The following is a 19524-nucleotide window of genomic DNA, read 5'->3' as shown; positions in this document are numbered from 1 at the left end:
TGAAAATAAATTCTATCTATTTGGTTTTTATGGTATTTATTTATTTGTGTTTTTGTGACTTTATTTTTTATAAAAATAAAATAATATTCCCTCTTATGTTTTTTAGGTTTTCAGTTAACAGCTCAATCGTATAACGCTTACGGTATTTATGTCATGCATAAGTATCTATTTATATATTTACGGAATATATTAAAAGGGAATTGATTTATGGACGCGCTTATCGCTTCACCCTATACCCACACATTTTGGAATGAGTACATGCTCAATCCACACTCCTGCGAGTACAACCTGGTGCTGGATCAGACGATTGAGGGAGAATTGGACGTCGGCCGACTGCGCGCGGCGATCGACGGGGTTTGCCGTGACTATATTCTGTTTCACCACGTTCTGGATGACAGCGCCTCGCAATTACGCTGGGTAAGGTCGGCGAAAAAAATTGCGCTGGAAACGCTCGATGCCGATTGCGATGTCGGTAAGTTAATCAACACGCCGTTCGATCTCCGGGAAGGGCCGCTGTGCCGCTTCTACCTGATTGAGCTGGCTCCGCAGCGCTATAACCTGATCATTGTCGTTCATCACATCCTGATCGACGGCCTGTCCGGACAGGAGTTCTACAGCGCCGTTTCCGCCTATTACAATCGCGGCACGGCGGTGACGCCGCCGCAGGCGGATGAAACGGACATCAGCACATTGTACCGGCGCTATGAGGCGGATATCGCGGCGTTGAAACACGAGTTCGGTTCCGCGTCATTCTGGGGCGACATACTGGCCGAATGCGCCCCGCGCGTGGCGTTGCCTTATCTCCCCGGCGCAGCGGCCGAAGCGCCCGGCGCCGGCGAAGTGCGCTTTGCGTTGCCGTTCGCTGAGTGGCAAGCGCTGAAATCCGGCGTCAGGTATGCCAATCCTTTCCTGATCTTCAAAACGCTGTGGGCGCTGCTGATCGCCCGACAATCTGCGCAGGAAACGGTGCATATCGGTTATCCCATCGCGCCGGAGGGCGGCGAGGCGCTGTTCTTCGGCGCACAGGTCAACACTGCGGTGTTTCCCTTGACCCTCGCCCCGGGAGCCACGTTCAATCAGCTGTACCGCGCGACGCTGGCCTACAGCAAAGCGCTCAAGGTGGCTGGCAAGCTGCGGCACAGCCAATTACCGGTTTATGACATGCTGAGCCTCAGTCCGGTGCGTCAGCTGAACGTCAACTTTACCCAGGCTTACCTTAAAGATGCGCCGCTGGCGCTCGAGGGGTGTCGCATTGGCGTCAATCATCGGTTCAATGTCGATCTGGCCGGTTCGGAACTGCTGCTGGAGTATCAGCCCACCGAGCAGGCCTTTGAGTTTCGCCTGCGCTACCGCCCCGATCTGTTCGACGCGACCCAGATGGCGGAGATGGCGGAGCAGTATCTTTGGCTATTGCAGCGCGCGTTAACCGAACCGGACGCGCCGATTGCCGCTTGGCCGCAGCTGACGGCGCAACAGGTTTTGCGCTGCCGCGACGCCTGGGAGAGCGGGACTGCAACGGCCGACGCGGAAGCGACGCTGCTCGACGGCCTGGCCCGCCAGGCGCGCCGTCACCCGGAACGCATCGCCGTGACCGACGCCAAAGGATCGCTCAGCTACCGCCAGCTGGCGCAGCGCAGCGATCGTCTGGCGCTGCGGCTGCGGGCGGAGTATCAACGGCTGCGCGGCGTGGCCATGCCGCCGGAGACGCTGATCCCGCTGTATCTGCAGCGCAGCGCGGAGGCGGTGGTGGCGATGCTGGCCATCATGAAGGCGGGCGGTGCCTATGTGCCGCTGGATCCCGCCGCGCCGGCGCAGCGGCTGGATTATATCCTACAAGAGGTGAACAGCCCGATCGTCCTGACCGAAAGCGCGTTGCAGGCCGCGGCGCAGCGATTGGCGCCGGGCGATCTTTGCCTGTCGGCGGATGAACCGCTCGCCGACGCGGACGCCGCGAGCTTGCCGCGTGTGGACGCCCGGCAGTTGGCCTACGTGATTTACACCTCCGGCACCAGCGGGCGGCCGAAGGGCACGCTGTGCGAACACCGGGGGGCGGCCAACATGGTGCTTGGCCATACGCAGCGCTTGTTGCGTAATGAGCCGGATGCGCTCAACTGCCTGCAGTTCGCCTCGCTGGCCTTTGACGCGCACGTCTTTGAGGTGTTCATGGCCCTGGGCAACGGCCACCGGCTGTTCATCGCGAGCGAAGCGCAGCGACGAGATCCCGCGTTGTTGTGCGAACAGATGGCGGCCTGGTGCATCGAGGCCTGCTTCTTGCCGCCGGCGCTGCTTGGCACCTTCCCTGAATTGCCGGCTTCGGTGCGCTATCTCGCGACCGGCGGCGAGGCGAGCGCGCAGGAAGCGCTCGACCATTACCTGGCCCGCGGCATGCAGGTCGCCAACATGTATGGCCCGACCGAAGCTTCGGTCAGCGCCAGCCTGAATATTTATCGCCGCAACGGCGCGCGCAATATCGGCCACGCCATCGCCAACATGCGTTGCTATGTGGTTGACGAGCACGATAACTTGCTGCCGTTGGGGGCGGAAGGCGAACTGTGCCTGGCCGGCGTCGGTCTGGCGCGCGGATACCTGAACCTGCCGACGTTGACGGAGGCCGCGTTCACCGCCAATCCTTTTGAACTGCGTGAGCCGTACCGGCGCCTGTACCGCACCGGCGACAGAGTGCGGCGCTTGGCCGACGGCAGTCTGGAGTACCTCGGACGGCACGATCAGCAAATCAAGATCAACGGCTATCGCATCGAATTGGGCGAGATAGAAATGCAGCTGCGCGCGCTGCCTGAGGTGGCCGAGGCGGTGGTGAGCCTGCGTCCCGGCACGGCGGATCAGCTGGCGGCCTGGTATGTGCCGCAACCTGGCGCGGAGCCGGAGGCCGGCGACATCTTGCAACGGCTGGCGGCGCAGCTGCCGCACTACATGTTGCCCTCGGCGATGCGGGCGCTGGCGGCGCTGCCGCTGACGGTGAGCCGCAAGGTCGATTACCGGGCATTGCCGGAACCGCTACCGATCGAGCCGCAAACGGCGTTTCGCCGGCCGTGTTCGCCGCTGGAGATTCGCCTGTCGGCACTGTTCAATCGGCTGCTGGGGGGCGATGTCGGCGTGGATGACAACTTCTTCCGCCTCGGCGGCAACTCCATGATGGCGATCAGGCTGTGCCACGAAGTGAATAAACTGCCGGGGGCGAAGATCTCGGTGCTAACGTTGAATCAGCACCCGACGGTGGCCGCGCTGAGCGAGCACATCGCTGCCCAGCGTCAGGCGCCGCCGGACGAGCTGCCGATCCTCCCCGGCGGGCTGCGGGAGGCGCCGCTGTCGCTTCAGCAGTCGCGGCTGTGGTTTGTTCAGCAACTGTCGGTGGACGCCACGCATTATCTGTCGCCGGTGCTGCTGCGGCTGTCGCCGGATATCGATGACGAACGTTTTGTGGAGTGCCTGCAGGCGATCGTCGAGCGCCACCAGATCTTGCGCAGCCTGATTCGCCAGAATGATCGGGGCGAAGCCAGCCAGTGGGTCAGCGATACCGCGCTGCCGGTGCCTGTGCTGGCGCAGAGCGCCGATGAATTTGACGCCGAGCTGACGCAAGCCTGCAGCCAGCCGATGGATTTGACGCGCGAGCTGCCGCTGCGCGCCACGCGCTACCGTTACCACGATGCGGCGGAGCGGGAAACGACCGTTTGCCTGTTGGTGTTCCATCACATCGTCTTTGACGGCTGGTCGCTTGAGGTGCTGCTGCAGGAATTGGACGCGCGCTATCGGGGAACGTGGCGTGAGGCGACAGAGCCGGCGTTGCAATACCTCGACTATGCGCGCTGGCAACAAGCGCCGGAAAATGTGCAGCGCCGGGCGGACGAATTGGCCTTTTGGCGGCAGGCGCTGGCAGGTTGCCAGCAACTCTCGCTGCCGTTGGACTTTTTGCGGCCGGCGGTCTTCGACGAGCGCGGCGACAACAGCGAAGTACCGTTGCCGGCGGCGCTGGTGAAGGCGCTGGATGCGCTGGCGCGCAGAGAGGGGGTGACGCTGCATGCGGTGATGCTGGCGGGGTTCATGTTGCTGCTGTCCCGCTACAGCGGCCAGAACGATGTCATGGTCGGCACGCCGTTGGCCAACCGCAGCCGCCCTGAACTGGAGAATCTGATCGGGTTCTTCGTCAATACGCTGCCTTTGCGCCGGCAGATCGACCCGCGCCATCGCGTCGTGGAGTTTGTGCGGCAGGTCGCGGCCACGACGCTGCAGGCGCAGCAGCATCAGACGCTGTCGCTGGAAGCGCTGGTGGACGACCTGGCGCTGCCGCGCGATTTTTCGCGCCATCCGCTGTTCCAGGTCATGTTCGCGTTGGAGAGCGAGGGCGGCGCGCAGGCGCGCCCGGACTGGCTGTCGGTGGTCGACCTAAGCGCTTATGAACGCACCGCCAAGTTTGATCTCACGCTCACGCTGACGCCGCAGGGGGAGCAGATGCGCGCGCGCTTCAACTTCGCTTCGGCGCTGTTCAGCAAAGCGTCGATGGATCGGTTGGCCGGCTACTATCTCGCCGTGTTGCAGCAGATGGCGCACCACGACGACTGGCCGCTGGAAAATATCCGTCTGCAACCGCAGAGCCAGGCGCTGCCAGCGGTGTCTGCCTTCGGCTATGCGTTTGAACGCAGCCTGCAACAGGACTTCGTGCAGCATGCGCGGCGCAATCCGCAGGCCGTGGCGGTTGTCGACGAGCAGGGCGAGATGACTTACGGCGAGCTGCACGCGGCGGCGCTGACGCTTGCCACTCAGCTGCGCGTGCAAGGGCGGATGACCGGTGACGCCATCGCCGTCATCGCCGACAAGGGGCGCCGGCAACCGGTAGCCCTGTTGGCGGCGCTGATGTGCGGCAAGGCGTTTTTGCCGATGGAGGCGGCATGGCCACCGCAGCGGCGGCTGAACGTGATGGCGCAGGCCGGCATCAATACGCTGCTCAGCGATGCGCCCTGGGCCTGCGACGAGATCAATCTGATCGAACTGAATGCCGCAGGGCTGGCGGCGCAGCTGCCGCTGCCGGAACAGCGCCTGCCGGCGCTGGACGCTGGGCCCGACAGCCTGGCCTATATCATTTTCACCTCGGGATCGACCGGCACACCGAAAGGCGTGGCGATCGAACATCGCAGCGCGGTGAATATGCTGGAAGGCGTGCGGCGGTATTTCGGCCTCAACGAGCGGGATCGCAGCCTGGCCCTCAGCGCGTTGAGCTTCGATCTGGCGATCTTCGACATTTTCAGCCCGTTGAGCGCCGGCGGCGCGGTCGTAATGCCAGCCGAGCGGGATCGGACCAATCCGCAGGCCTGGTATCAGCTGATGATGACCCATCGGGTGACGCAATGGCTGAGCGCACCGGCGCTGATGGAGCTGTTGCTGGATTATGTGAACGGGGCGGGGTTGACGGCCGGGCCGGCACCGGCGCTGCGGGCGGTGATGGTGGGGGGCGACTGGATCGCCACCTCACTGCCGGAACGCTGCTTGGCCTGGACGCCGCACGGCCGTTTTTGCAGCGCCGGCGGCGCTACGGAGGCGGCGATCTTCACCATGCTGTACGAGGTGCCGCGCGGTCAGAAAATTCGGTCGGTCAGCATTCCTTACGGCAAACCGTTGCCGCACCAGCGTTGCTATATCCTGGATGCCGGGCGGCGGCCCGCCGCGCCGGGTGTCCGAGGCGAAATCTATCTGGCGGGGGAAGGCCTGGCGCGCGGGTATTACGGCGATCCGCAACGCACCGCCGAGAGTTTCTTCTGGCATGACGAGCTGCAGGAGCGGGTGTATCGCACCGGCGATGCGGGCCGATGGCTGGAGGATGGCAACGTGGAGTTTATGGGGCGCCTCGATCAGCAGATCAAACTGAACGGCTATCGCATCGAACTGGGGGAGATAGAACATGCCGCGCTCGCCTATCCGGGCGTGACCGCCTGTTGCTGCGTGCTCGTCACGCAACCGCAGCCCTGCCTGGCCGCGTATTACGTTGCCGATGAGACGATCGCCCCCCAGGCGCTGGCTCAGCACTTGAGCAGCCAACTGCCTCCGTACATGGTGCCGCAGGCGCTGATGCAGCTGGCGCAGCTGCCGCTGACCGAAAACGGCAAGATAGCCCGACAGGCCTTGCCGCAGCCGGAAAGGGCGGTGCGTGAGTTCGTCGCGGCGCAGGGCGAATGGGAGAACGCTTGTCTGGCGGTGTGGCGCGATTTGCTGCAGCGGCAGGATATCGGCGTGGAGGACAATTTCTTCTCGCTGGGGGGCAACTCTCTTCTGGCTATTCAGGCCTGTTATCAGATCGGCCGGCGGCTGGCGCGCGAGGTCACGCTGAGCGAGCTGGGGCGCTTCCCGACGATCCGCTCGCTGTGCCGCGCGTTGCCGCAACAGGAGCAGGGCGCCGCGCCGGTGTCGATCCCGCCGCTGCGGCAGCGCGAGTATCCGCTCTCTTCTTCACAGCTGCAGCTGTGGTTTATCGAGAATTTGAACGGAGGCGGCAATCTCTACCACGTGCCGATGCTGTTCCGTCTCGGCGACGAGGTGTGCCTGGCGGCTTACGAGCGCAGTTTGCAGGCGGTGGTCGCCCGGCATCAGGTCTTGCACAGCCTGATTGTCCAGATGCCATCCCAAAGCGCCGTCGCCCGTGCCTGTGAACTGACGCTTTCGCTGGCGCGCGTGACGCTGGCGGCGGCGCAATGGCCGGACAGGCTGCGGCAGGATATCGACCGGCCGTTCGCGCTGGGGGCGGAATTGCCGATCAGGGCAGCCGTTTACCGGGTGGCGCAGCCGGATGGCGGGTGGGTGACTTACAGCCTGATTCTGGTGCATCACCTGGCGTTTGACGGCTGGTCGCAGCCGGTGCTGTTGCAGGAGCTGGACGTGCTGTATCAGGCGCAGCGGCAAGGGCAAGAGGCCGGGCTGGCGGCGTTGCCGTTGCACTATGGCGACTATGCCGTCTGGCAACGGCGCTGGCTGGAATCCGCTCAGGCGGATGAGGCGAAGGCGTATTGGCGACAAGCGCTGGATGGGTGGCAGGCGCTGGAAATGCCGCTCGATTTCGTGCGGCCGGCCCGCTTCGATCATCGCGGCGCCAACCACGTCATCGCGCTGCCGGAGGCGCTGGTGGCGCAGGCGGCGCAGTTCGCCCGGCGCCAGGGCGTCACGCCGTTTGCGCTGTATCTCGCGGCCTTTAACCTGCTGCTCGGTTACTTCAGCGGCCAGCAAGACATTCTGGTCGGCACGCCGGTCGCCAACCGGCCGGTGGCGGAGACCCGCTCGGCGATCGGATTCTTCGTCAACACGCTGCCGCTGCGTTCGCAGATCGACGATGCGGCGTCGCTGAACGACTATGTAAACCGGGTCTTTGACGGCGTGCTGCAGGCGCAACGGCATCAGAATTTGCCGTTGGATCAGCTGATCGAGCTGCTGCAGGTGCCGCGCGATCTGTCGCGCCATCCGCTGTTCCAGGCGCTGTTCGCGCTGGAGGAAGAGGGGGATGCGCCGACCTGGCTGGCGCCGCAGGATCTGCTGGCGCACTACCAGGCGGCCAAATTCGATTTGACGCTGAGCATACAGCCGGCGCCGCAGGGCGGCAGGGCGATCTTCAACTATGCCACCGCATTGTTCTCATCGGCCACGCTGGCGCTGTTGGGCGAGTATTATCTGACCATCCTCACGCAGATCGTCAATCACGGGGAGCAGCGCGTCAGCCAGTTGGCGCTGGTCTCGGAGAGTGAAATGGCGCGGCAACGCGCCTTCCATCAATCCTGTCCGCCGGCCTACGATTTTGAGCGCGCCATCCATCATGATTTCATCCGTCAGGCCGAGCGCCATCCGCAACGGCTGGCGATCGTCGATGAATGGGGCGAACTGAGCTACGGTGAGCTGTATCGGCGCGCGCTGACGCTGTCGCTGCAGCTGCGTGAGCACGCGGACATGCGCGCCGAGACCATCGCAGTGATGGTGGACAAAGGGCGGGCGCAAATCATTGCGGTGCTGGCGATCCTGATGGCCGGCAAGGCCTATTTGCCGCTGGACGGCGCCTGGCCGGAACGCCGCCGCCTCGATATCGTCGCGCAGTCGCAGACCCGGGTGATTCTGAGCAGCCGGGAGTGGGGGGCCAGCGGCGAGGCCAGGCTGTTGACGATCGATCCGCAGGGGGCCGTCATGGGGTTGCCGCCGGCTCCGCCGGGCGAGGCTGTTTTGCCGGCACCTTCCGCGTTGGCCTATGTGATCTTCACCTCCGGCTCTACCGGCGCGCCGAAAGGGGTGGCGATAGAACATCGCGGCGCGGTGAACAGCATCATCGATACGTTGCACCAGCTGGAACTCGGCGCGGACGATCGCGGGTTGGCGCTCAGCGCGTTGAGTTTCGACATTTCGGTGTTCGATATTTTCGGCCTGCTGTCGGTGGGGGGCGCCATAGTGATGCCGTCCGAAACCGAACGCTACCAGCCTGAGGCCTGGCATCGGCTGTTGATGACCCAGGGCGTAACCTTCTGGAATTCCGCGCCTTCAGTGATGACGCTGCTGGTGGAGCAGTTGGAGTCCGCCGCGTCGCAGGCGCAGTGGCCGCAGCTGCGCAATGTGGTGCTGGTGGGCGAGGTGATCTCCCGCCAACTGCCGGCGCGTATTCGCCAATGGCGGCCAGGGTGCCGGATCGTCAGCGCCGGGGGCGCGACCGAGAGCTCCATTTGGTCGATCCTGTACGACATCCCGGAAACGCCGATCCTGGCGCCCAGCGTGCCTTACGGCCAGGCGATGGCGCATCAGCGCTTTTACGTGCTGGATCGTCATCTGCGCGTGCTGCCGCCCTGCTTGCCGGGAGAGCAATACATCGGTGGGATCGGCGTGGCGCGCGGCTATTACCGCAATCCGTCGCTGACCGAAGAGAAATTCATCTACCATCCGGAGCTGGGGGAGCGGCTTTATCGCACCGGCGACGCCGGCCGCTATTTGCCGGACGGCAACCTGGAGTTCCTCGGCCGTATGGATTTTCAGGTGAAAATCAACGGCTACCGCGTTGAGCTGGGCGAGGTCGAGCAATGTGCGCTGGCGTTCGGCGCGATCAAATCCTGCTGCGCCGTCGTGCTGTCGGAGGCGCATCGGCAGCGCCTGGCGCTGTATTACGTCAGCGAGGCGCCGCTGGATGAATCGGCGCTGCTGGCCTTTATGAGCGGGCAACTGCCGTTGTACATGCTGCCTGCGGCGCTGATGCGGCTGGACGCTCTGCCATATAACTCCAGCGGCAAACTGGATCGCAAGGCGTTGCCTGCGCCGGCGGCGAGCGAACCGCAGGCCTATGTCGCTCCCGCGAACGAGCTGGAACAGCAGCTGTGCGCGCTGTGGCAGGCGGCGCTGCAGTGCGGGCAGGTCGGCATGACGGACGATTTCTTCCTGCTGGGCGGCACCTCGATCAAGGCCATTTCCCTGTGTGTCGGCATGGGGGAACTGATGGCCGCGCCGGTGCCGGTGGTGCAGCTGTTGCAAAGCCGCACCCTGAAAAACCTGCTGGCCGCCAACGAACGCCGCCTGGTCTTGCCGCTTAACCGTTGGGCAGAGGGCGCGCCCGTCGTATGGATGATCCACCCGGCGCTGGTGGGGGCGGAAGCGTTTCACGCTTTCGCTCAGCCGTTGCAGGGGCGATTCAACTGTTACGGCGTCGACAACCATAACCTTTACCATCAACCGGCCATCGACTCGCTCGGCGATCTGGCCGAACGGTATCTGAACGACATGATCGCCGCCGGCCTGCTGCAAGGCGCCGGGCCGGTGCGCATTCTCGGTTGGTCGCTGGGGGGCATTATCGCGCTGGAGATTGCCGCCCGGCTGGAGGCGCGCGGCTGCCGTAACGTGCAACTGTATCTGCTGGACAGCTTCTACCGGCAGGCCACGGCGGAGTTGCCTTTGGAGCAGCTGTTGCCGGCGTTGGGCATCGAGGGCGAGGCGGCGACACGCGCCATGGCCGCAGGGCAGGCGGAGCGACGGCTGTCTGAGGGGAGTCTGAGCCGCAGGCTGCAGACCACCAAGGTGACGCTGTTTAAGGCGACGGAGAGGAACCCGCAGTTGCCGGAGGCGGTCACGGCGCCGCTGCTGGCGGTGGCGGATAATGGGCTAGGCGCGGTCTGTGAGCGGCTGAGGGTCATCCCGCTGGCTTGTCATCACCATAACATCCTGCTGTGTGAGGAGGCGATCGGCCAAGCGCTCAACGATGACGTTTGATTCATGAACCTGGCTCATAAGCCCAAGCGTATTTCGCCCCATAGTCATGGTGCCAACCGTGTTTTACAGTCATCACACCGGAGCGGCGCCGCGTCAGGCGGCGCCGGTATCAATCAGCGGGAGAGTGAAGATGCAAACACGCAAATTGGGGCGCGAAGGGCTGGAAGTCTCGGCGTTGGGGTTGGGCTGCATGGGGCTGAGTTTTGGCTATGGCCCGGCCACCGACAAACGACAGGCGATCGATCTGATCCGTGCCGCGGTCGACGAAGGCGTGACGTTCTTCGATACCGCCGAGATTTATGGTCCGTTCACGAACGAGGAATTGTTGGGCGAAGCGCTGGCGCCGGTGCGCGAGCGGGTCGTTATCGCCACCAAGTTTGGTTTCGATCTGTCGCAGCCGGCGGGGCAACAGGTGTTGAACAGCCGTCCGGAGCATATTCGCCGGGCGGTGGACGGTTCGCTGAAGCGCCTGCGGGTAGAGGCCATCGATCTGCTGTATCAACATCGCGTCGATCCCGAGGTGCCTATCGAGGAGGTGGCCGGTACGGTGCAGCAACTGATTCGCGAAGGGAAAGTAAAGTATTTCGGCCTGTCGGAAGCCGGAGCGCAAACCATTCGGCGAGCTCACGCGGTGCAGCCGGTCACGGCGCTGCAAAGCGAATATTCGCTGTGGTGGCGCGAGCCGGAGCGTGAAATCTTGCCGACGCTGGCAGAGCTGGGCATCGGTCTGGTGCCGTTCAGCCCGCTCGGCAAGGGCTTTCTCACCGGCGCCATTACCGAGAACACCTCTTTCGACAGCGGCGATTTTCGCAACGTGGTGCCGCGCTTCAGCGCCGAGGCGCGCCGGGCCAACCAGGCGCTGGTGGATGTGCTGGGGCAGATAGCGCAGCGCAAGGGCGTGACGCCGGCGCAGATCGCTCTGGCCTGGCTGCTGGCGCAGCAGCCGTGGATCGTGCCGATCCCGGGAACCACCAAGCGTCACCGGCTGGAAGAAAACCTCGCGGCGGCGGCGGTCGCGTTGGCGGCGGACGAACTGGGCGAGATTGAGCGCGCGCTCTGCGCGATCGACGTGATCGGCGATCGCTACCCGGCGCATCTGCAGAAAAACGTCGGGCGTTAAGCCCCGCGCCGCAGCGCCTCAATCAGCAGCGCAAAGGCGGTGGTGTGCTGCCTGCGGCTCGGATAATAGAGGTAATAGCCGGGAAACGGCGGGCACCAGTCGTCCAGCGCCATCTGCAGCCGGCCGTCGGCCAGCGGCTCGGCGACGGTATCTTCCGGCACGAAGGCGATGCCGAGGCCGAGCTGCGCGGCGTCGATCCGCTGGCGCAGGCTGTTGAAGGTCAGTTGCCCCTCCACCCGCACTTTAATCTCCCGGCCATCGCGGGCAAATTCCCAGGCATACAGCCCGCCGAGGGTGGGGAGCCGCATATTGATGCAGCGATGGTTTTGCAGCGCTTGCGGCGTGGCAGGGAGGCCGTAACGGGAGAAATAGTCAGGGGAGGCGACGGGCACCATGCGCATGTCCGGCCCGATGCGCACCGCCACCATGTCCTTCGCCACCTGTTCTCCCAGCCGGATGCCGGCGTCGAAACGCCCGGCGACGATGTCGGTCAGGCTGTTGTCGACGGTGATTTCCACGTTGATATCCGGGTAATCGACGAGAAAAGTGCGCAGCACCGGCCACAGCACCGCATCCACCGCGTGTTCGCCGGCGGTGATGCGGATGTTGCCGGCGGGCCGATCGCGCATTTCACCCAGCGCGTTCAGCTCGCTTTCAATCTCCGCCAAGCGCGGGCCAATGCTGTTGAGCAGCCGCTCACCGGCCTCGGTGGGGGCGACGCTGCGGGTGGTGCGCGTGAGCAAACGCAGCGCCAGGCGCTCTTCCAGCCCGCGAATGGCGTGGCTGAGCGCCGATTGGGAAACCCCAAGCTGCGCCGCCGCTTTGGTGAAGCTGCGCTCCCTGGCCACCATCAGGAAAGCGATCAGATCGTTAAAGTTTTCTTTCAACATACCGGCACCGAAGAGGAAGATGAGCGCACTGTCGCGCGTAGATTTATGAATTGAGCTCATAGCTCCTTGCGCATTTTACCCGCTAGTCGCCGGAAAAGCATGGCGCTATCTTGGCATCACTGACTCATGACGATCAGCACCGGCGGTGAGAGCCGGCGCGGAGGACACGACAGATGAAAATACAACGCAGCGGTTCGATCCCATCACAGCGCGGTTCGGCAGAATATTTTACCGGGCAGGTACGCATCGACGCGCCGTTCGCCGGTGACGCGCCGGCCAGGGTGGGCGGCGCGACCGTCACCTTTGAACCCGGCGCCCGCACGGCCTGGCATACCCATCCGCTCGGCCAGACGCTGATCGTCACCCAGGGGCGCGGGTGGATCCAAATGTGGGGCGAGACCACGCAGGAAATGCACCCCGGCGATATCGTCTGGATCCCGGCAGGCGTCAAACACTGGCACGGCGCGACGCCGGACACCGCCATGACCCATATCGCCATCGCCGAAGCGGTGGACGGCAGCCCGGTGACCTGGCTGGAGGCGGTCAGCGAGGCGGAGTACCGGCAATAAGGCCGCTCAGGCCTCGTGGCTCTGCTCGCAAAACCGCAGGCGGTTGCCGAACGGATCGGTCAGGTTCAGCTCTTTGCCCCAGTCGACAACCTCCAACCCCGGCCGAGCATAGCGGTAGTTTTTGGCCGTGAGCTCCCGGTGCAGCGCGTCGATATCGTGCACCGGGATGAAAATAGCGGCGCCGGGCGTGCTGTCGCCATAGTGTTCGCTCAGGTGCAGCGTCAATCCGGCGCGGGTCACCTGCATGTACAGCGGCAGATCTTCGCTGAAACGGTGCTCCCACTCCAGCGTGAAGCCGAGAAAGTCCAGATAAAACTCTTTGGCCTTGTCGACCGCAAAAATGCGCAGGATCGGAATGGCGGGGGAGAAGGTGATCATCGTCGATCTCACTGTTACGTTAGCGGCAGCCGATATGGATATCGACCGCCTCGGGGCCGGTATAGGCTTCGAAGTCGGTCAGGAAGCGGCGTTCGATTTCCGGGTGTTGCTCGAAATAGGCCCAGATGGCTTGCCAGCCTGCGATAACCGCCTCCGGCATGGCGCCACGGGCCTGGAACACCAGATAGCGGCCGGGTTGGATGTGCAAACCGCTCTCTGCCGCGCTGCCGGCGGTGACGTCAAACGGCCCGCCGGCGTCAGAGGCGTAGTTGGAGTAGACCCCATAGACCGGCGTGGCGGGCGAGGTGGCGAAAAAGTCTGACCACAGCGCCGGGATTTTTGCCGTCTCGGGCCGGGTTTCGTCCTGATTGGTGGTTCTGACCGTTTGGCCGGCGACGTAAAAGCCGGGCAGCTGTACCACGAGAGGTTGCATACTGGAAATTCCTTTTAACCGTTCGAACGAGAGGCCTAAAGGTAGCAAAGGCTTTCCGGATCCGCCAGACAGGGCCCCCGCAGACGCGGAGGCCGATCGCATCAAGCGCCCAAACCGCCAAGGCACAGGTATTTGATCTCGAGATAGTCCTCGATGCCGTATTTTGAGCCTTCGCGGCCCAAACCGGAGTGCTTCATGCCGCCGAACGGCGCCACCTCGGTGGAAATCAGCCCTTCGTTGATGCCGACGATGCCGTACTCCAGCGCTTCGGCCACGCGCATCACCCGGCCGATGTCGCGGCTGTAGAAGTAAGCGGCCAGGCCGAACGGCGTGTCGTTGGCCAGTTCGATGGCTTCCGCTTCCTGGTTGAAGCGGATCAGGGGCGCCACCGGGCCGAACGTTTCCTCGCGGAAGATTTTCGCCGTGCGCGGTACGTCGGTCAGGATGGTCGGGGTGAAGAAATTGCCGCCCAGCGCGTCAGGCTTGCCGCCCAGCAGCACCGAGGCGCCGTGCTCGACGGCGTCGGCGATGTGCTCGCGCACTTTCTCCACCGCGTCCGGGTTAATCAAGGGGCCGATGGTGACGCCGTCATCCAGGCCGTTGCCGACTTTCAGCTTGGCGACGGCGGCTTTCAGTTTGGCGGTGAAGGCGTCGTACACGCCGTCCTGCACCAGAAAACGGTTGGTGCAGACGCAGGTCTGGCCGGCGTTGCGGTATTTCGAGGCGACCGCGCCGGCCACGGCGGCGTCCAGATCGGCGTCGTCGAACACGATAAACGGCGCGTTGCCGCCCAGCTCCATACTGGTTTTCTTGATGGTGGGCGCACACTGGGCCAGCAGCTGCGCGCCGACTTCGGTGCTGCCGGTGAAGGAGAGTTTACGCACGTCCGGGTTGGCGGTGAGCTCGCCGCCGATGCCTTTACTGGGGCCGGTGATCACGTTGCACACCCCGGCGGGCAGCCCGGCGCGCTCCGCCAGCACGGCGATCGCCAGCGCCGAGAACGGGGTCTGGCTGGCGGGACGGATCACCCCGGTACAGCCCGCCGCCCAGCCGGGGCCGGCTTTGCGGGTGATCATCGCCGCCGGGAAGTTCCACGGAGTGATGGCGGCGAACACGCCTATCGGCTCTTTCTGCACGATGATGCGGCGGCCCGCCTGAGGCTGCGGAATGGTGTCGCCGTAGACCCGCTTGCCTTCCTCGGCGAACCATTCGATAAAGGAGGCGGCATAGGCGATCTCACCGCGGCTTTCGGCCAGCGGTTTGCCCTGTTCCGCCGTCATGATGCGCGCCAGATCCTCCTGATTTTCCATCATCAGCTTAAACAGCCGCCGCAGTTTGCCGGCGCGTTCTTTGGCGGTCAGCGCACGCCAGGCGGGCAGCGCCTTCTTGGCGGCGGCGATGGCGCGCGCGGTTTCTTCGGCACCGAAGGCCGGCACATGGCCAACCAGCTCGCCGTTGGCGGGGTTATGGATGGCGATCGCGTGGCCTGCTTTGGCCGGCAACCATTGCCCGTCGATGTAATTGGCCTCGCGGAACAGCGTGGGGTCCTTGAGGGTAGCGCTGATGCTGGTGCTCATTGGTCTCTTCCTTTGCTGAGTTCAACAGAATGGTCTATCCCATACGGCTACCCTTTACCCTAGCAAACTTTGCCGTCGCCGTTTGCCAGCGTGGCGACAAGATGAGCGTTTTCTTCATGCGCACCTTCTGTACAAAAAATATCCGCCGCCGGGCCGATACTGAAAGAGCAGGCATATGACCCTTTTCGATGTGATTAAAAGGAGTGTGCGAATGATGAAATCAGTGGACAGACATCTCGCGGCCTACGGCAGCGAAATGGATTTTTTGGCGTCGAGTATCGCCCTGATGGAATGGCAAGGGCGGCAGATTGACGCCGGGCAGGTGGCCGGCAATATGTCGGAACAGCAAAGCCGCCTGTTCTTTGCGCGGTTGAGTTATTTTCGTCAGCTTTATCAGGCCGCAGCGGCGGCCGAACACAGCCTGTAATTTCCCGATTCAGCCCCGCCGCAGCGGGGCTTTTCATTTCAGCGGTGCCACACTCCGGTCGCCAGCGTCGCCGGTGAATACTCCAGATCGCGTCCCCGCCACGGCAGCGCCGCCGCAAAGCGCCAGGCGCGGTGAACGTCAAACCGCCAATAGCGTTCCGCCCCTTCAACGCCGGGATGTCCTTCCGCCTGCCAGAGGATCTGCGTTTTTCCCTGCAGATGCAGCACGTCGCCGCGCTCAAAATCGATGAACAGCAGCGCCGCCCGCGGTTCGGCCAGCAGGTTGCCCAACGTATTCATATAGCGGTTGCCGCGAAAGTCCGGCATCCACAGCGTGTCGCCTGCCAGATGGATAAAGCCGGGGCGGCCGCCGCGATGGGAAATATCGACGCCGCCCTGCGCCAGTTCCAGGTGCGCGCCGCTGGCGACGAAGCTGGTGTCCGCGGTGCGGATCAGCGCCTGCGCCGCCGCATCGAGCGAAGCTAAATGCTCAACCGGCTGTGGCCGGCTCTCCACCGGGTAGAGTTCGCGGCGCTGAATGTACTGCGGGCAGTTGCCGAAGCTTTGGTGAACGACGATCTCCACCCGGTTTTTGTCGGTGCGGCCGACGGTGCCGTTGGCGCGGTTGCGCCGCCGGTTGCTGAAGTCGAGCCCGAGCGCGCCGACCGGTTTGCCGGGCAGCAACAGCGCCTGGGCGGGATCGTCGCTGCGGCGCGGCGCGCTGATGCGCAGGTGCGTGTCGTCCGGCGTGCGCAAAAACCCGGGCGGGCCGCTGAACAGGGTGGCGATGGGCCAGCCCTGTTCGTCCAGCGTGGCGACGAACAGGTAGGGCAACGCGGCGAAAAAAGCGCGGTGCTGATCCGGCATCGCGGGGTAGATGCCGCCGCCCACGCGATCGAAACCGGCCAGCGTTTGCGCGCGCAGCTCATCGGGGTGGAACCGTTGCGGGATCATGGCGTCAGCTCGCCGCCGGTTCCGGCAGGGCCGGCATGGCGAAGAAGCCGGGAAGCGCCGCGATGCTCGCCACCCAGCGGCGTATGGCGGGGTAAGGCGCCAGCGAAATGCCGCCTTCGGCCGCGACCGCCACATAGCTGTAGCAGGCCAGATCGGCGATGGTCGCCTGTTCGCCGGCCAGATAGCCGCGCTCGCTCAGGTGCTGCTCCATCTGCGGCAGAAAACGATCGCTGATTGCCCGCGCCGCCTGATAATCTTCCGGCACCGCGAACTGGGCGATCAGCCGGCAGGAGGCCGGGCCGTAGCGCACTTCACCGGCGGCTTTGGAAAGCCAGGCCTGCACTCGCGCCGCCGCCGCCGGCTGTTCCGGCAGCCAGTGGCTGTTCGGCGCATAGCGCTTCACCAGATAGACCAGAATGGCGTTGCTGTCGGCCAGCGTCAGATCGCCGTCCTGCAAGACCGGGATCTGGCCGAACGGGTTGAGCCGGCGAAAGGCCGCGCTCTGGCGTACTTCCGCCGAGGCTTCTACCCATTCATAGGGCAGCGCCAGCATGCGCAGCAGCAACGCCACGCGGTGAACGTGGCCGGAAAGCGGGGTGCCGTAGAGGGTGATGGTGGACATGGCGTTTCTCCTCACTGTTTTTTTTCAGCATACTCTTGCGGCGAATGAACGGAATCCGGCAATGTGGAAATTGATAATTTCATTTTTCGGAAGAGTCTATGGATCGGTTAGACGAGTTGGCCATCTTCGTGGCGGTGGTGCAGCAGGGCAGCCTGGCGGCGGCCGGGCGCAAACTGCGGCGCTCGGCGCCGGCGATCACCCGGGCGATCGCCGCGCTGGAACAGCGTTTCGGCACCCGACTGGTGGAACGCACCACCCGGCGGCTGGCGCCTACCGAAGCGGGCGTGCGGTTGCTGGAGCGCGCGCAACAGCTGCTGCAGGATTATCAGGCGGTGGTGCAGGATACCGCCGAAGCGCAGCTGAGCGGCTTGCTGCGCGTCACCTCGCCGGTGCAGTTCGGCCGCCGCTACGTGGCGCCAGTGGTGATGGCGTTTCTCGATGACTATCCGCAGATGCAGATCGAAATGGTGTTGAACGATCGCAATCTCGATCTGATCGACGAAGGATTGGATATCGCGGTGCGCATCGGTCATCTGCAGGACTCTTCCCGCGTGGCGCGGCGGCTGGGGCAGGTCAGCCGGGTGACGGTCGCCAGCCCGGCTTACCTGGCGCGCTGCGGCGAGCCGCGCTCACCGGCGCAGCTGGCGGAGCACGCCACCATCGTTGGCACCCAGCGGCCGTCGCTGCGCGAATGGCGCTTCGGCCCGCAGGAAAACGGCGAGCGCGTGCGCTTGGCTCCCCGGCTGTTGCTCAACGACGTGGAGGCGCAGCTGCTGGCGGTGCGCGCCGGCAAGGGCATCGCCCGGCTGCTCTCGTATCAGGTGGCGGACGATCTGGCCGCCGGCACGCTGGTGCGGCTGCTGGCGGACCATGAACCGTTGCCGATGCCGGTACAGCTGGTGGCGCAGCAGGCGCAGCGCATGCCGCTGAAGGTGCGCGCCTTTTGGGATTATGCGTTTGAACGGCTCAGCGCATTGCCGCAAATTCAGCCGGATGGGCGGGGAAAATAAGCGCGAAAAGTTTCATGGGTTAAACTTTTTCGCCGCCTGTCTCATTTTATTTTACCGGGCGCGCATTGCTGATGCGCCCATCTTGACAATAATGTTGCCGGTGCTAATAGTTAATTCATATTTTAAATAATAAACGAAGTTTAATATATGAAACAACTTGCGGGGAGCTATGACAACGGCGCCACGGTGGATAATGAAGACGCTATTTTGACTTCATTTCAAACTCGCAGCGCGGCTATTTATCATCAGGCTAAGCATGAAAAGAATATTGCGTATGGCGAAAGCGAACGTGAGACGATTGATTGGCTTTATTCTGCAAAGCAGCACCAGGGCACGTTAATTTTTATTCACGGCGGCTATTGGCAATGCTGCGATAAGGCGGATTTCGCCTTTATCGCCGCCGGGCCGTTGGCGTTGGGTTTTGACGTGGTGCTGGTGGAATATGCGCTGGCGCCGGCGGTTAATCTTGACGCCATTTGTCGCCAGGTGGGGGCGGCGCTTGATGCTATTCAGCGCCGTCTGCCGCCGCACTATGCCCATCCGGTGCATCTGTGCGGCCATTCCGCCGGCGGGCATCTGGCGGCGTTTTGGCAGCGGCATGCGTTGGTGGATGCGGTCTTTCCCGTCAGCGGCCTGTTCGAACTGGCGCCGCTGCAAGAGAGCTATGTCAACCGGGCGCTGCAGCTGACCGCGCGGCAGATTGAAACGCTCAGCCCGGCGCGCCGGTTGCCGGCGCGCAGTAAGCCGCTCACGTTGTATTACGGCGCTGATGAGCTGCCGGAACTGATCGGCCAGTCGCAGCACTATCACGCGGCGCTGCGCCAAGGCGGGCTGTCGGCCGATCTGGTCGCGGTGCCCGGCGCCAATCATTTCACCATTCTGGATGCGTTGTTCGCCGCCGACGGCGCGCTGCTTCGCCAACTTGACCACCACGGGAACCACTGACATGCGCGAGATCGTAGAAACCGGGCTGCCGGAGATCGGCCAGCCTTTTTCCTGGGCTACCCGGGGCGGCGGCATGCTGTTTACCGCCCACGGCCCGGTGCGGGTGGACGGCAGCATCGAGACCGGCGCGCCTGAGCAACAGATTGCGTTAACCTTCGACAACCTGGCCCAGACGCTGAAGGCGGCGGGCAGCCACAGCGATAAGGTGCTGCAGGTAATGGTTTATCTCACCGACGTTAACGACGTTAAATTGCTCGATGATATTTACCGGAAATACTTTAATTATCCTTATCCCAATCGCTCCACGGTTATTGTCGAAAAATTGGTGGTGCCGGGAATGAAAATAGAAATTACCGTCAGCGCCATCGCCTGATTT

Annotated in this window: 13 protein-coding genes; 7 read left to right on the top strand and 6 right to left on the bottom strand. The window is 63.6% G+C overall.

Annotation, left to right across the window (positions count from 1 at the left end):
- Window positions 1–207 precede the first annotated feature (207 nt).
- Both ACJ8IN_RS02310 and ACJ8IN_RS02305 read left to right on the top strand, forming a co-directional pair.
- Window positions 208–10224, top strand: coding sequence for a non-ribosomal peptide synthetase (locus tag ACJ8IN_RS02310; protein ID WP_308325863.1), 10017 nt, complete (start codon window positions 208–210; stop codon window positions 10222–10224).
- A gap of 130 nt (window positions 10225–10354) precedes the next feature.
- Window positions 10355–11344 (top strand): aldo/keto reductase, encoded by a 990-nt coding sequence (locus ACJ8IN_RS02305; RefSeq protein ID WP_308325862.1) that lies wholly within the window; start codon window positions 10355–10357, stop codon window positions 11342–11344.
- On the opposite strand, the gene ACJ8IN_RS02300 is transcribed toward ACJ8IN_RS02305, so the two are convergent.
- A complete protein-coding gene (locus ACJ8IN_RS02300) occupies window positions 11341–12234 on the bottom strand; it encodes a LysR family transcriptional regulator (RefSeq protein WP_060420891.1) in 894 nt (297 codons plus the stop codon). The genes ACJ8IN_RS02305 and ACJ8IN_RS02300 overlap by 4 nt on opposite strands.
- A gap of 173 nt (window positions 12235–12407) precedes the next feature.
- Here ACJ8IN_RS02300 and ACJ8IN_RS02295 point away from each other — a divergent pair, with 173 nt between their 5' ends.
- The gene (locus ACJ8IN_RS02295; RefSeq protein ID WP_060422406.1) at window positions 12408–12803 is read left to right on the top strand and encodes a (R)-mandelonitrile lyase; all 396 of its coding nucleotides are present in this window, start codon (window positions 12408–12410) and stop codon (window positions 12801–12803) included.
- Window positions 12804–12809: 6 nt separating this feature from the next.
- On the opposite strand, the gene ACJ8IN_RS02290 is transcribed toward ACJ8IN_RS02295, so the two are convergent.
- The 3 genes from ACJ8IN_RS02290 to gabD form a co-directional block, all read right to left on the bottom strand.
- A complete protein-coding gene (locus ACJ8IN_RS02290) occupies window positions 12810–13178 on the bottom strand; it encodes a glyoxalase superfamily protein (RefSeq protein WP_165384357.1) in 369 nt (122 codons plus the stop codon).
- Between the two features lie 22 nt (window positions 13179–13200).
- Window positions 13201–13614: a GyrI-like domain-containing protein gene (locus ACJ8IN_RS02285; protein ID WP_060422399.1), complete on the bottom strand. Its 414-nt coding sequence runs from the start codon at window positions 13612–13614 to the stop codon at window positions 13201–13203.
- Between the two features lie 101 nt (window positions 13615–13715).
- Window positions 13716–15191, bottom strand: coding sequence for an NADP-dependent succinate-semialdehyde dehydrogenase (gene gabD, locus ACJ8IN_RS02280; protein ID WP_308325861.1), 1476 nt, complete (start codon window positions 15189–15191; stop codon window positions 13716–13718).
- A gap of 211 nt (window positions 15192–15402) precedes the next feature.
- Between gabD and ACJ8IN_RS02275 the strand changes: the two genes are divergently transcribed.
- On the top strand, window positions 15403–15618 hold the full coding sequence (locus ACJ8IN_RS02275) for a glycogen synthesis protein (RefSeq protein ID WP_049201387.1): 216 nt from the start codon (window positions 15403–15405) through the stop codon (window positions 15616–15618).
- Window positions 15619–15656: 38 nt separating this feature from the next.
- Here ACJ8IN_RS02275 and ACJ8IN_RS02270 read toward each other — a convergent pair whose 3' ends face one another.
- On the bottom strand, window positions 15657–16571 hold the full coding sequence (locus ACJ8IN_RS02270; RefSeq protein ID WP_308325860.1) for a pyridoxamine 5'-phosphate oxidase family protein: 915 nt from the start codon (window positions 16569–16571) through the stop codon (window positions 15657–15659).
- 4 nt (window positions 16572–16575) lie between these two features.
- Entirely contained in the window at window positions 16576–17193 is a 618-nt protein-coding gene (locus tag ACJ8IN_RS02265; protein ID WP_033647870.1) for a glutathione S-transferase family protein, read from the bottom strand.
- Between the two features lie 98 nt (window positions 17194–17291).
- Here ACJ8IN_RS02265 and ACJ8IN_RS02260 point away from each other — a divergent pair, with 98 nt between their 5' ends.
- From ACJ8IN_RS02260 to ACJ8IN_RS02250, 3 genes are all read left to right on the top strand, one after another.
- On the top strand, window positions 17292–18203 hold the full coding sequence (locus ACJ8IN_RS02260) for a LysR family transcriptional regulator (protein WP_033647869.1): 912 nt from the start codon (window positions 17292–17294) through the stop codon (window positions 18201–18203).
- A 147-nt stretch (window positions 18204–18350) separates the two neighbouring features.
- The gene (locus ACJ8IN_RS02255; protein WP_060422390.1) at window positions 18351–19148 is read left to right on the top strand and encodes an alpha/beta hydrolase; all 798 of its coding nucleotides are present in this window, start codon (window positions 18351–18353) and stop codon (window positions 19146–19148) included.
- Window position 19149: 1 nt separating this feature from the next.
- Window positions 19150–19521, top strand: coding sequence for a RidA family protein (locus tag ACJ8IN_RS02250; protein ID WP_041035749.1), 372 nt, complete (start codon window positions 19150–19152; stop codon window positions 19519–19521).
- Window positions 19522–19524: the final 3 nt, after the last annotated feature.

The sequence above is a fragment of the Serratia sp. CY31944 genome (assembly GCF_052169175.1).
Lineage (GTDB): Bacteria > Pseudomonadota > Gammaproteobacteria > Enterobacterales > Enterobacteriaceae > Serratia > Serratia sarumanii.
Note: the sequence above shows the minus strand (reverse complement) of the source record. Positions and strands in the feature narration are given on the sequence as shown.